Below are 12,925 nucleotides of genomic sequence, written 5' to 3' on the forward strand. Positions count from 1 at the left end.
TCATGCACGGCGAATCTCCAATCAAACGTCGCGAATCCCGCAAGATCTGGGTCGGTAACGTGCCTGTGGGCGGCGATGCACCTATCGCTGTGCAGAGCATGACCAACAGCGACACCAATGACGTGGCCGCCACCGTGGCCCAGATCAATCGCCTGGAAGCAGCGGGCGTCGATATCGTGCGCATCTCGGTGCCGGATATGGATGCCGCCGAGGCTTTCGGCAAGATCAAGAAACTGGTCAAGGTGCCGTTGGTGGCCGACATTCACTTCGACTACAAGATCGCATTGCGCGTAGCCGAACTGGGCGTTGACTGTCTGCGGATCAACCCGGGCAACATCGGTCGTGAAGACCGTGTGCGCGCGGTGGTCGATGCCGCTCGCGACCGCGGGATTCCGATCCGCATCGGCGTCAACGCCGGCTCCCTGGAAAAAGACCTGCAAAAGAAGTACGGCGAGCCAACGCCGGCTGCACTGGTCGAGTCTGCCTTGCGTCATGTCGAGCACCTCGAACGCCTGAACTTCCAGGACTTCAAGGTCAGCGTGAAAGCCTCCGACGTGTTCATGGCCGTCGCCGCCTACCGCTTGCTGGCCAAGGAAATCGTCCAGCCGCTGCACTTGGGTATCACCGAAGCCGGTGGTTTGCGTTCAGGCACGGTGAAATCCGCCGTAGGCCTCGGTATGCTGCTCGCCGAAGGGATTGGCGATACCATCCGCATCTCGTTGGCGGCCGACCCGGTCGAGGAAGTGAAAGTCGGCTACGACATTCTCAAATCCCTGCACCTGCGTTCCCGTGGCATCAACTTCATCGCCTGCCCGAGCTGCTCGCGGCAGAACTTCGATGTGGTCAAGACCATGAACGAGCTGGAAGGGCGCCTCGAAGATCTGCTGGTGCCGCTGGACGTCGCGGTCATCGGTTGCGTGGTCAACGGGCCGGGTGAAGCCAAGGAAGCCCATATCGGCTTGACCGGTGGCACGCCAAACCTGATTTACATCGACGGCAAACCGTCGCAGAAACTGACGAATGACAATCTGGTGGATGAGCTCGAACGCTTGATCCGCCAGAAAGCGGCCGAAAAGGTCGAAGCCGACGCTGCTGTTATCGCGCGTGGCTGAGCCCGACTAAAGCGCTGAACGAATTTAAGGATTTATAGTGAGCAAGTCTCTGCAAGCCATACGTGGCATGAACGACATCCTGCCCGATCAGACACCCCTGTGGCGTCATTTCGAGGGCACCGTCTCGCGTTTGCTGGATAACTACGGTTACAAGCAGATCCGCATGCCGATCGTCGAGTTCACCGAACTGTTCAAGCGCTCCATCGGTGAAGTGACCGACATCGTCGAAAAAGAGATGTACACCTTCGACGACCGCAACGGCGATTCCCTGACCCTGCGTCCGGAAGGCACGGCAGCCTGCGTGCGTGCGGTGCTCGAGCACGGCATCACCGGCGGCGGCCAGGTGCAGAAACTCTGGTACATCGGCCCGATGTTCCGCCACGAACGTCCTCAGAAAGGCCGTTATCGTCAGTTCCACCAGATCGGTGTCGAAGTGTTCAACCTCGACGGTCCGGACATCGACGCCGAGCTGATCGTGCTGACCTGGCGCCTGTGGGGCGAGCTGGGCATCCGTGATGCGGTCAAGCTTGAACTCAACAGCCTGGGCACCAGCGAGTCTCGCGGTCGTTATCGCGAAGCGCTGGTCGAATACCTTTCGGCTCGCCTGGACCAACTGGACGAAGACAGCCAACGCCGTCTGAAGACCAACCCGCTGCGGGTTCTGGACACCAAGAACGCCGACACTCAAGCAGTCCTGGTGGACGCGCCGAAAATGGCCGACTACCTGGACGAAGAATCCCGCGTGCACTTCGAGGGCCTGAAGGCTCGCCTGGACGCCGCCGGTATTCCTTATGTCATCAACCCGAAGCTGGTTCGCGGGCTGGATTACTACAGCAAGACCGTTTTCGAATGGGTCACCGATAAGTTGGGCGCCCAGGGCACCGTATGTGCCGGTGGTCGTTACGACGGTCTGGTCGAGCAGATGGGTGGCAAGCCGACCCCGGGCGTAGGTTTCGCCATGGGTATCGAGCGCCTGGTGCTGCTACTTGAAACCCTGGAACAGATCCCGCAAGAAATCTCCCGTCAGGTTGATGTCTACCTGTGCGCCTTCGGCGAGGCGGCCGAACTGGCTGCCCTGACGTTGAGCGAGAAGGTGCGTGATCAGTTGCCAAACCTGCGCCTGCAGATCAATGCCGGCGCCGGCAGCTTCAAAAGCCAGTTCAAGAAGGCCGACAAGAGCGGTGCGCTGTACGCGCTGATCCTCGGCGACGATGAAATGGCCCAGCAAGTGGTAGGTTTCAAACCCCTGCGTGGCCAGGGCGAACAACAAAGCATTGCCTGGGATGCGCTTGCTGCACACCTGGCCACCTGCGTCGTGCAGGGTTGAAGCTGTCAAACAGCCGAATTAGCGATTAAGGAGTATTGGGGTGTCGAGTACCGAAGACGAACAGCTGGCGGATTTGAAGGACTGGTGGACACGCAACGGCAAGCCCCTGGTCACTGGCGGCCTGTTGGCGCTGGTCATCGTGTTCGGCTGGCAGGCCTTTCACAAGTATCAGAGCAATCAGTCGCAAACTGCCTCGATTCTCTATCAGCAACTGCTGGAAACCACGCTGACGCCTGACGGCAAGCCTGACGCTGCCCGTGTTTCGGATCTGGCCGGCAAGCTTAAAAGCGAGTTCGGCGGCACCGCTTATGCGCAGTACGGCAGCCTGTTCGTGGCGAAAGTCGCGGTCGACAGCGGCAAGCTGGACGATGCTGGCACCGAACTGAAAGCCATTGTCGACAAACCGGCAAACCCGGCGCTGGGCGAAATCGCCCGTCAGCGTCTGGCGCAGGTACTGGCCGCGCAGAACAAGGCCGATGAGGCCTTGAAGCTGCTCGAAGGCGATGCCGACAAGGCGTTCCTGGCTACTCGCGAAGAACTCAAGGGTGACCTGCTGGTGCAGTTGGGTCGTACCGACGAAGCAAATACGGCGTATCAAAAAGCCAAGGCGGCACTGTCGGATGAAGCGGCAGTCGGTGGCCTACAAATCAAGCTGGACGACCTGGCCAAAGGGGATGCGTGACGTGATTCGTTGGAAACATGCAGCATTGCTGGCTCTGGCCATATTGGCCGCGGGTTGCAGCAGCAACGGCAAAAAAGAATTGCCTCCGGCCGAGTTGACCGACTTCAAGGAAGAAGTGGTTCTGCACAAGCAGTGGAGTCGTTCGATCGGTAACGGTCAGGGCGAAACCTACAACATGCTGGTTCCGGCGATCGACGGCGATACCATTTATGCCGCGGACGTCACTGGTGTGGTGATGGCGATGGATCGCAGCAACGGCGACGTCAAATGGAAGAAGGATCTTGATCTGCCTGTTTCCGGCGCCGTTGGCGTGGGTTACGGTCTGGTTACGTTCGGTACGCTCAAGGGCGAAATCGTTGCCCTGGATGCGATCAACGGTGAAGAGAAATGGCGCGCTCGCGTGTCCAGCGAAGTACTCGCACCGCCGGCCAACAACGGTGACGTGGTTGTGGTTCAGACTCAGGACGACCGTCTGATCGGTCTGGATGCCGCCACCGGCAACCAGCGCTGGTTGTATGACAGCACGCCTGCGGTCCTGACCCTGCGCGGCACCAGCGCACCGATCGTGACCAACCGCCTCGCTGTGGCTGGCCTGTCGACCGGTAAAGTGGTCGCTCTCGATATTTCCAACGGCGTGCCGGTATGGGAACAACGGGTTGCGATTCCACAGGGTCGTTCGGAACTGGAGCGCGTTGTCGATATCGACGGCGGTCTGCTGTTGTCCGGCGGCACTCTGTACGTTGCCAGCTACCAGGGTCGCGTTGCGGCACTGGACCTGGAAAGCGGTCGTCAGCTCTGGCAGCGTGATGCTTCCAGCTATGCCGGTGTCGCCCAGGGTTTTGGCAACGTTTACGTGAGCCTGTCTTCGGGCACCGTTGAAGGCGTCGACGAACGTTCCACCACAGCCTTGTGGAGCAACGATTCGCTGGCCCGTCGTCAACTGTCGGCTCCGGAAGTGTTCTCCAGCTACGTTGCAGTCGGCGACATGGAAGGCTACCTGCACCTGCTGAGCCAGGTGGACGGTCGTTTCGTCGGTCGCGAGCGCATCGACAGCGACGGCCTGCGTGCCCGTCCGCTGGTGGTGGGTGACACGATTTATGTCTATGGCAACAGTGGCAAGCTGGAAGCCCTGACCATTAAGTAAAGGTTTGACTATGCTTGGGGTTATTCCCCAGGCAGCCCCGTAACCACGGGGTTCGCAGCGCCCTCAAGCGCTGCCCCGAGCACCAGCCGCTGCCTCGCAGCGGCTTTTGTATTTTCTGAAATAACGAAGTGGAGAGCCGCATGGTTCCCGTAATCGCCCTGGTGGGCCGACCGAACGTCGGCAAGTCCACCTTGTTCAACCGCCTGACCAGGACTCGTGACGCCATCGTCGGCGACTTGTCCGGTCTGACCCGTGATCGCCAATACGGTGAGGCCAAGTGGCAAGGGCGTTCCTACATTCTGGTCGACACCGGCGGTATCTCCGGTGACGAGCACGGTATGGACGAAAAAATGGCCGAGCAATCGCTGCTGGCCATTGAAGAAGCGGATGTCGTTCTGTTCCTGGTAGATGCCAAGGCCGGTTTCACCGCCGCCGACCAGATGATCGCCGAGCATTTGCGCAAACGTAACAAGCGTTCCTACGTAGTGGCTAACAAGGTCGACAACATCGACCCTGAAATGGCCCGCGCTGAATTCGCCCCGTTGGGCATGGGCCACGCGATTCCAATCGCCGGTGCTCATGGTCGTGGCATCACCCAGATGCTGGAAATCGCCCTGAGCGACTTCCCGAAAGACGAAGATGAGCAGGAAGAAGGCGAAGAAGAGATCGTTGCCGAAGGCGAGGAAGCCAAGCGCATTCCTGGTCCAAGCGAAAAAGACGGGATCAAGATCGCAATCATCGGCCGCCCGAACGTCGGCAAGTCGACCCTGGTCAACCGCATGCTCGGTGAAGACCGGGTAATCGTCTATGACCAGCCCGGCACTACCCGCGACAGTATCTACATCCCGTTCGAGCGTAACGACGAGAAGTACACGCTGATCGACACCGCCGGTGTGCGCAAGCGCGGCAAGATCCACGAAGAAGTCGAAAAATTCTCCGTGGTCAAAACCCTGCAAGCGATCAAAGACGCCAACGTGGTGATCTTTGTGATGGACGCCCGCGAAGGCGTGGTGGACCACGACCTCAACCTGCTGGGCTTTGCCATTGAGTCGGGTCGTGCGCTGGTCATCGCGATCAACAAGTGGGACGGCATGACGCCAAGCGAGCGCGACTTCGTGAAGGTCGAGCTGCAACGTCGACTGTTCTTCGTTGACTACGCCGACATCCACTTCATCTCGGCCCTGCATGGCACTGGCGTGGGCAACCTCTACGCGTCCGTACAGAACTCGTTCAAGTCTGCGGTCACCCGCTGGCCGACCAACCGCCTGACCCAGATTCTGGAAGATGCGGTTGGCGAGCACGCACCACCGATGGTCAACAACCGCCGGATCAAGCTGCGTTATGCCCACTTGGGTGGTGCGAACCCGCCGATCATCGTGATCCACGGTAACCAGATCGAGAAGGTGCCGAAGTCGTACGTTCGTTACCTGGAAAACACCTACCGTCGCGTGTTGAAGCTGGTCGGTACGCCGATCCGTATCGAGTTCAAGGGCGGCGAGAACCCGTTCGAAGGCAAAAAGACCACGCTGACCGACCGCCAGGTCAACAAGAAGCGTCGCATGATGTCGCACCACAAGAAAGCCGACAAAAAGCGCCGCGATAAGAAGTAGAAGCAGCTTCAATGATAGTTCCCACGCTCCGGCGTGGGAACGATCAACATAGAGAGGGCACCCGCCAATGGGTGCCCTTTTTTTATGGGCGCCGGATGGGCTATCCTCGGGCTCTCCCGCGCCGCCGTTAGAGCCGGGTGTTGAGCAGGGAATCACCGATGATCACCAGTAAGCTGCCGAATGTCGGCATCACTATCTTCACTCAGATGTCTCAGCTCGCGGCGCAAACCGGGGCGATCAACCTGTCCCAGGGTTTTCCCGATTTCGATGCGCCGCAAGCCCTGTGCGATGCGGTCGGTCGGCATGTTGCCAATGGCCATAACCAATACTCGCCGATGACCGGCCTGCCGGCGTTGCGTCAGCAAATCTCGGCCAAGATTGCTCGCAGCTACGGCGTCAACGTGGATGCCGACCATGAAGTGACGGTCACGCCCGGCGCCACCCAGGCGATCTTCTGTGCCATACAGGCAGTTATCCACAGCGGCGACGAAGTGATCGTTTTTGATCCGTGCTACGACAGCTATGAACCGTCGGTGGAGCTGGCCGGTGGCCGTTGCGTGCATGTGCAACTGGGCCTGAATGATTTTGCCATCGACTTTGAAAAGCTCGCGGCGGCGATTACGCCCCGCACGAAGATGATCGTTCTCAACGCTCCGCATAACCCAAGTGGCGCACTGATCAGCCGTGCGGAACTGGATCAGCTGGCGACCTTGATTCGAGACCGCGACATCTACATCGTCAGCGACGAAGTCTACGAACACCTGGTCTTCGACGGCGTGCCTCACGTCAGCGTGCTGAATCACGAAGAGCTGTATCAACGAGCGTTCGTGGTCAGTTCCTTCGGCAAGACCTATCACGTGACGGGCTGGAAAACCGGTTACGTGGTTGCACCGCCGGCCCTGACTGCAGAACTGCGCAAAGTGCACCAGTACGTCAGTTTCTGCGGCGTGACGCCGTTGCAATATGCCTTGGCCGACTTCATGGCCGAGCACCCGGAACACGTCGAGGAGCTCCCTGGTTTCTACCAGGCCAAGCGCGATTTGTTCTGCGATCTGCTGACGCCGTCGCGATTCAGCTTTAAGCGGGTGACCGGCACCTATTTTCAGCTGGTTGATTATTCGCAGATCCGCCCGGACCTCAATGACGTCGAAATGGCGTTGTGGATGACCCGCGAACATGGTGTGGCGAGCATCCCGATTTCGGTGTTCTACCAGACCCCGCCCGAAGGCCAGCGCCTGGTGCGACTGTGCTTCGCCAAACGCGAGGAGACCCTGCGTGAAGCAGCGGCAAAACTATGCGTGATTTGAGTGCTCTGCCCAATCTGAATATCGCGCTGATCCAGACCACCCTGGCCTGGCATGACCGCCAGGCCAACCTGGAGCATTTCGAGCAATTGCTTGAACAGGCTCGCGGCGCTGACCTGATTATCCTGCCGGAGATGTTCACCACCGGTTTTTCCATGGAGTCGCAAACCCTCTGCGAGCCGGAAAACGGTCCTACCAGCAAATGGTTGCGGGTTCAGGCTGCGAAGCTCGATGCGGTGATTACCGGCAGCATCATCGTCCAGGCCGCTGACGGCAGCCATCGCAACCGTCTGCTCTGGGCGCGACCGGACGGGGAGGTGTGGCATTACGACAAGCGCCACCTGTTCCGCATGGCTGGCGAGCACAACCACTTCACGCCTGGTGAGCGTCAGATGCAGTTTGAGCTCAAGGGCTGGCGTGTGCGGCCACTGATTTGCTACGACCTGCGCTTCCCGGTCTGGAGCCGCGATGCACAGGACACCGACCTGTTGCTGTACACCGCCAACTGGCCGGGTGCCCGGCGCCAACACTGGAACCGTTTGCTGCCGGCGCGGGCGATTGAAAACCTCTGCTATGTGGCGGCGGTGAATCGCATCGGGACTGACGGTAAAGGGTTTGCCTATACCGGCGACAGTCAGGTGCTGGACTTCCAGGGCGAGACATTGCTCAGTGCAGGCGAGGCGGATGGGGTGTTTCAGGTGGTGTTGAATGCTGCGGATCTGCAGGCTTATCGCACGCGTTTTCCAGCGAATCTGGATGCCGATACCTTCGAATTCACCTAACTGATCGTTCCCACGCTCTGCGTGGGAATGCCTCTACGGACGCTCTGCGTTCGGCTTCTGATGGGACGCAGAGCGTCCCGGGCTGCATTCCCACGCGGAGCGTGGGAACGATCAGGCAAACAAAAAGGCCCCGAGGTTCGCACCTCGGGGCCTTTTGCATTGCAGCGAAGGCTTACGCCGCTTTCGCTTCCGGCTGGCTCAGGGAGCGGTTCAGCGCGCTGAACAGGGCCTTGAAGCTGGCGGTGGTGATGTTTTCGTCGATACCGACGCCGTGCACCGCACGTTCACCGTTCACGCGCAGTTCAATGTAGGCCGCAGCCTTGGCATTGGTGCCCGCGCCGATCGCGTGTTCGTTGTAGTCCATAATCTCAACCGGAATCGGCAGACCGGCCACCAACGCTTCCAGGGCACCGTTGCCCTTGCCGCGCCAGTGCAGGTTGGTTTCGCCCTGGCCTTTGCCCGAGACTTCCACTTCGACGGCGCTGTGACCGTTTTCTTCCTGCAGGCGATGGCTGACCAGCGCGTACGGAGTGTTGGCCTGCAAGTATTCGCTGTGCAGCAACGCGTGGATCTGCTGGGCAGTCATTTCCAGGCCGAGGCGATCGGTTTCACGCTGCACGACCTGACTGAACTCGATCTGCATGCGGCGCGGCAAGCTGATGCCGTATTCCTGTTCCAGCAGGTAAGCAATCCCGCCTTTGCCCGACTGGCTGTTGACGCGGATCACCGCCTCGTAGCTGCGGCCGATGTCCGCAGGGTCGATCGGCAAGTACGGCACTTCCCACAGCGCGTCCGGTTTCTGCTGGGCGAAGCCCTTGCGGATGGCATCCTGGTGGGAGCCGGAGAACGCGGTGTGAACCAGGTCGCCAACGTAAGGGTGACGTGGGTGCACCTGGATCTGGTTGCATTCTTCGACGACTTTGCGCACGCCGTCGATGTCGGAGAAGTCCAGCTCAGGGTGAATGCCCTGGGTGTAGAGGTTCAAGGCCACGGTCACGAGGTCGACGTTACCGGTGCGCTCGCCGTTACCGAAGAGGCAGCCTTCAACGCGGTCGGCGCCGGCCATCAGGCCCAGCTCGGTGGCGGCAACGCCAGTGCCACGGTCGTTGTGGGTGTGCAGGCTGATGATCACGCTGTCACGACGGTTGATGTGACGGCCGAACCATTCGATCTGGTCGGCATAGATGTTCGGGGTCGCACATTCAACCGTCGCTGGCAGGTTGAGGATCACCTTGTGCTCAGGCGTCGGGTTCCAGACTTCGATCACGGCGTCACAGACTTCCTTGGCGAACTCGAGCTCGGTCGCGCTGAAGGTTTCCGGCGAGTACTCGAAGGTCCACTGGGTGTCCGGCTGCTGGGCTGCGTATTTGACGAACAGCTTGGCCGCGTTCACGGCGATGGCCTTGATCCCGTCCTTGTCCTGGTTGAAGACAATGCGGCGGAAGGAAGGGGAGGTCGCGTTGTACAGGTGAACGATGGCTTTCTTCGCCCCGCGCAGGGATTCGAAGGTGCGCTCGATCAAGTCTTCACGGCCTTGGGTCAGCACCTGAATGGTGGTGTCGTCCGGGATGTGATTGCCTTCGATCAGGGTGCGTACGAAGTCGAAGTCGGTTTGCGAAGCGGCCGGGAAGGAGGCTTCGATTTCTTTCACGCCGACCTGCACCAGGGTTTTCCAGAAACGCAGCTTCTTGACCGCGTCCATGGGTTCGATCAACGACTGGTTGCCGTCACGAAGGTCGGAACTGCACCAGATCGGCGCGGCGGTGATGGTCTTCGATGGCCAGGTACGGTCTGGGATGTCGATGGTCGGGAACGCGCGGTATTTCGAAGACGGGTCTTTGAGCATGCTCATCGGGAAATCCTTATTGTGTGGGCCGAAAAAAGGCGGCCTGCCGGTGGATCAAATGTTCTTGGGGAAAAGCGTAGGGCGAGGCACCGCAAATTCAGCCCGGCAGTCGTGCACTGACGAGGCACAGGCTGCGGTGCTGGCGAAGCTGAATGAGGGTGTGAGAGGTTTTCATGTCTTCAACCCTAACCGCCGTTGTGGAGGATGGCAAGCAGTCGAAAAAAATTGAGAGGAATACCCGAAAAAGCGGATTTGTCGCGATTTTATTGTTCTGAATGACGATGATCGTCTGGATGGTTGCGCGAGGTTTGAGCGATGCGCAATCGCAGGCTTCAGCGGATGGGACGTGTCAGTACAGCTATTCTTAAAGCCTCAACAGGACGACTTGTACGCAGGAGTCAGCCATGAACGAGTCGGATTGGAAGCTCTATAGCGCGTTGCGTCCATGGGCCCACGAGCGGATGTGCATCGGGATCATGGATGAGGTCGAGCGCACGGTGCTGGATAAAAGCCTGACGCCCTACGAGCGTATCGAAGCCTGTGAAGAAAGGCTCAAAGCCGGTCAGAAGGAGCTGTATTGGGCGTTTGACGCATTCAGGCATTCACGCAATGAAGCGCCCGGTCACTTGCTGGGGCTGTGTTCGCGTGAGTTGATCACGGCCGAAGAGCTGGCGGGCTTCTCGCAGGAAACCCAGGACTGGATCAAAGAGTGTCTGGCGCACCGGGAAGTCCATGGGATTGAGGATCTGGAGGCTGAGTAAGTGGTGCCAATGAGACCGCTTTCGCGAGCAAGCCCGCTCCCACATTTGATCGGCGTGAACACATATTCTGTGAACGCCGAAAAGCTAATGTGGGAGCGGGCTTGCCCGCGATAAGGCCATCAGCCTCAACAATTGTTTATGGTTGAAACGCCCCGATAAAAATCGCCGGATCCACCCGAGCATCATTCAGGCTGACATTCCAGTGCATGTGCGGCCCGGTCGCGCGCCCGGTGGAGCCGACTTTGCCGACCACATCGCCACGTGCCAGTGACTGGCCGACCTTCACATCAATCTTCGACATGTGGCAAAACATGCTGATAAAGCCCTGCCCGTGGTCGACAAACACCGTGTTGCCATTAAAGAAGTAGTTGCCGATCAGAATCACCTTGCCCGCCGCCGGAGTCTTGATCGGTGTGCCCGCGGGCACCGCGAAGTCCAGTCCCGCATGCGGATTGCGCTCCTCACCGTTGAAGAACCGGCGCACCCCGAACTTGCTCGACAGCGGCCCGTTGACCGGTTTGTCCAGCAGCAGGTTGCTTGGGGTGTTGGGGCTGAAGCTGCGGTAGGCCTGGATCTGTTCGGCCAGTTCGCCCTCGATACGCTTGAGATTCTCCGGGTTCGGATTGACCTGTTGCGTATTTTTCAGGGTGATGTGCTGTTCCGGGTATTTCTTGTTGCCGACCGTGAAACTCAGATTACGCCCGCCACTGCTGACCTGTTGCGTGCCCGGTTTGACCGTCAACGGCACGCCGACAATCGCCAGCCAATTATTCTGTTCCTTGACCACCAGCACCGGTTTGCCTTGATAGCTGGCTTTCGGCGCCTGCGCCGCAGCGCCCAGATCCACCACGGCCACGCCGCCCGGGACCGGCTTGTTAAGCAGGCGGGTGATGTAACTGTCGGCGTGAGCGTTGAAGGTCAGGCACAGCAACAGCAGTGAAGCAAAAAAACGCGGCATCGATTAATCCAGTAAAGAAAGGGTGACTGGCGTCAGGTGGTTGTCTTCGACCCGCACTTGCAACTCGCCGTCACCGAGCTTGGCTTTCAAGCGTTGACCAGTGTGGGTTTGCCCGGCGCTGCGAATCGCATTGCCGCGCTCATCCAGCAAGATGCTGTAACCACGAGCGAGCGTCGCCAGCGGGCTGACCACTTGCAGCGTCTGCACCTGGCTTTGCAGTTGCAGGCGACGGGACTTGAGGCCTTCGCGCATGGCTCGAGGCAGGCGTTCGGCAAAGTTGTCGAGGCGCTGGCGCAGCAGCGCCAGTTGCCGCCCCGGGTGTTGCCCGGCGAGGCGGGTTTCCAGACGGATCAGTCGTTCGCGACGGGTATTGAGGCTGCGCTCGAAGGCTCGTCGCAGGCGCATGTCCAGATCATCCAGACGTTGTGCTTGCTGGCGCAGGCGTTCGCCGGGATGACGCAGGCGGCGGGATATGCCTTCCAGGCGCAGCCGATCGCGCATCAGGCGGTCACGGATGCGCATCACCAGGCGACGATGCAGGCTTTCGACCCGACGCACCAGGTCGCTGGAGTCCGGGGCGAGCAGTTCGGCGGCGGCCGATGGCGTGGGGGCGCGAACGTCGGCCACGAAGTCACTGATCGACACGTCGGTTTCATGGCCAACGGCGCTGACAATCGGCGTCACGCAGGCATCCACGGCGCGGGCCACGGCTTCTTCGTTGAAACACCAGAGGTCTTCCAGCGAACCGCCGCCCCGGGCCAGGATCAACGCATCAAAACCCCGGGCGTCCGCCAGTTTCAACGCACGGACAATCTGCGCGGTGGCTTCGCGGCCTTGCACGGCGGTGGGGATCAGCGTCAGTTGAACCTGCGGCGCGCGGCGGCGGAATACGCTGATGATGTCGCGAATCACTGCGCCTGTCGGCGAACTGATGATGCCGATGCGCTGCGGATGCGCCGGCAGCGGCACCTTCCGTTCGGCGCTGAACAGGCCTTCGGCACTGAGCTTTTCCTTCAAGGCATCGAAAGCCAGGCGCAGGGCGCCGTCACCCGCCGGCTCCACCGTGTCGAGGATCAGCTGATAATCGCCGCGACCTTCGAACAGCGAAACCTTGCCGCGCACTTTCACCGCCAGGCCATCTTTCAACGCCTGGCGAACCCGCGCCGCATTCTGCCGAAACAACGCACAACGCACCTGGGCGCCGCTGTCCTTGAGGGTGAAGTACACGTGGCCGGATGCCGGGCGGGCGAGGTTGGAGATCTCGCCTTCGACCCAGATATTGCTGAACACGTCTTCGAGCAACACCCGCGCGCGGCCGTTGAGCTGGCTGACAGTCAGGACTTCACGGTCCAGGCCGAGTCTTGCAAAGGGATCTTTAATCATGGGGCGCAGTTTAAAG

11 protein-coding genes are annotated in these 12,925 nt (G+C 60.0%); 8 read left to right on the forward strand and 3 right to left on the reverse strand.

Annotated features, from left to right (window positions below; translation table 11 throughout):
• Positions 1-2: 2 nt before the first annotated feature.
• The 7 genes from ispG to ACM6I0_RS23790 all read left to right on the forward strand — a co-directional run bounded on the left by ispG (position 3) and on the right by ACM6I0_RS23790 (position 7,961).
• Positions 3-1,112 (forward strand): flavodoxin-dependent (E)-4-hydroxy-3-methylbut-2-enyl-diphosphate synthase, encoded by a 1,110-nt coding sequence (gene ispG, locus ACM6I0_RS23760; protein ID WP_008147751.1) that lies wholly within the window; start codon positions 3-5, stop codon positions 1,110-1,112.
• Positions 1,113-1,149: 37 nt separating this feature from the next.
• Positions 1,150-2,439, forward strand: a complete 1,290-nt coding sequence (gene hisS / locus ACM6I0_RS23765) for a histidine--tRNA ligase (RefSeq protein ID WP_090180486.1) — start codon at positions 1,150-1,152, stop codon at positions 2,437-2,439.
• A gap of 40 nt (positions 2,440-2,479) precedes the next feature.
• On the forward strand, positions 2,480-3,121 hold the full coding sequence (locus ACM6I0_RS23770) for a tetratricopeptide repeat protein (protein WP_222588329.1): 642 nt from the start codon (positions 2,480-2,482) through the stop codon (positions 3,119-3,121).
• Positions 3,114-4,265 (forward strand): outer membrane protein assembly factor BamB, encoded by a 1,152-nt coding sequence (bamB, locus tag ACM6I0_RS23775; RefSeq protein WP_222588328.1) that lies wholly within the window; start codon positions 3,114-3,116, stop codon positions 4,263-4,265. Before ACM6I0_RS23770 ends, bamB begins: the two co-directional genes overlap by 8 nt.
• 140 nt (positions 4,266-4,405) lie before the next feature.
• Complete coding sequence (gene der, locus ACM6I0_RS23780) at positions 4,406-5,875, forward strand: ribosome biogenesis GTPase Der (RefSeq protein ID WP_090180494.1); 1,470 nt, start codon at positions 4,406-4,408, stop codon at positions 5,873-5,875.
• A gap of 158 nt (positions 5,876-6,033) precedes the next feature.
• Positions 6,034-7,182 carry a pyridoxal phosphate-dependent aminotransferase gene (locus ACM6I0_RS23785; RefSeq protein WP_285432249.1) on the forward strand — a complete coding sequence of 383 codons (1,149 nt, stop codon included), beginning with the start codon at positions 6,034-6,036 and terminating at the stop codon, positions 7,180-7,182.
• Positions 7,170-7,961 carry an amidohydrolase gene (locus tag ACM6I0_RS23790; RefSeq protein WP_414923422.1) on the forward strand — a complete coding sequence of 264 codons (792 nt, stop codon included), beginning with the start codon at positions 7,170-7,172 and terminating at the stop codon, positions 7,959-7,961. Before ACM6I0_RS23785 ends, ACM6I0_RS23790 begins: the two co-directional genes overlap by 13 nt.
• Positions 7,962-8,133: 172 nt before the next feature.
• On the opposite strand, the gene leuA is transcribed toward ACM6I0_RS23790, so the two are convergent.
• Positions 8,134-9,813, reverse strand: a complete 1,680-nt coding sequence (gene leuA / locus ACM6I0_RS23795; protein ID WP_090180500.1) for a 2-isopropylmalate synthase — start codon at positions 9,811-9,813, stop codon at positions 8,134-8,136.
• Positions 9,814-10,211: 398 nt separating this feature from the next.
• Here leuA and ACM6I0_RS23800 point away from each other — a divergent pair, with 398 nt between their 5' ends.
• Entirely contained in the window at positions 10,212-10,568 is a 357-nt protein-coding gene (locus ACM6I0_RS23800) for a hypothetical protein (RefSeq protein ID WP_414923423.1), read from the forward strand.
• Positions 10,569-10,704: 136 nt separating this feature from the next.
• Here ACM6I0_RS23800 and ACM6I0_RS23805 read toward each other — a convergent pair whose 3' ends face one another.
• Positions 10,705-11,526: a peptidoglycan DD-metalloendopeptidase family protein gene (locus tag ACM6I0_RS23805; protein WP_208669752.1), complete on the reverse strand. Its 822-nt coding sequence runs from the start codon at positions 11,524-11,526 to the stop codon at positions 10,705-10,707.
• 3 nt (positions 11,527-11,529) lie between these two features.
• Positions 11,530-12,909: an exodeoxyribonuclease VII large subunit gene (gene xseA, locus ACM6I0_RS23810; RefSeq protein ID WP_285432256.1), complete on the reverse strand. Its 1,380-nt coding sequence runs from the start codon at positions 12,907-12,909 to the stop codon at positions 11,530-11,532.
• Positions 12,910-12,925: the final 16 nt, after the last annotated feature.

Source organism: Pseudomonas sp. IT-P294 (genome assembly GCF_949767865.1).
Taxonomy (GTDB): domain Bacteria; phylum Pseudomonadota; class Gammaproteobacteria; order Pseudomonadales; family Pseudomonadaceae; genus Aquipseudomonas.

Coding starts and splice junctions, on each gene's coding strand:
- ispG (WP_008147751.1), top strand. CDS start 3: ATGCACGGCGAATCTCCAATCAAACGTCGCGAATCCCGCAAGATCTGG.
- bamB (WP_222588328.1), top strand. CDS start 3,114: ATGCGTGACGTGATTCGTTGGAAACATGCAGCATTGCTGGCTCTGGCC.
- der (WP_090180494.1), top strand. CDS start 4,406: ATGGTTCCCGTAATCGCCCTGGTGGGCCGACCGAACGTCGGCAAGTCC.
- ACM6I0_RS23785 (WP_285432249.1), top strand. CDS start 6,034: ATGATCACCAGTAAGCTGCCGAATGTCGGCATCACTATCTTCACTCAG.
- ACM6I0_RS23790 (WP_414923422.1), top strand. CDS start 7,170: ATGCGTGATTTGAGTGCTCTGCCCAATCTGAATATCGCGCTGATCCAG.
- leuA (WP_090180500.1), bottom strand. CDS start 9,813: ATGAGCATGCTCAAAGACCCGTCTTCGAAATACCGCGCGTTCCCGACC.
- ACM6I0_RS23800 (WP_414923423.1), top strand. CDS start 10,212: ATGAACGAGTCGGATTGGAAGCTCTATAGCGCGTTGCGTCCATGGGCC.
- ACM6I0_RS23805 (WP_208669752.1), bottom strand. CDS start 11,526: ATGCCGCGTTTTTTTGCTTCACTGCTGTTGCTGTGCCTGACCTTCAAC.
- xseA (WP_285432256.1), bottom strand. CDS start 12,909: ATGATTAAAGATCCCTTTGCAAGACTCGGCCTGGACCGTGAAGTCCTG.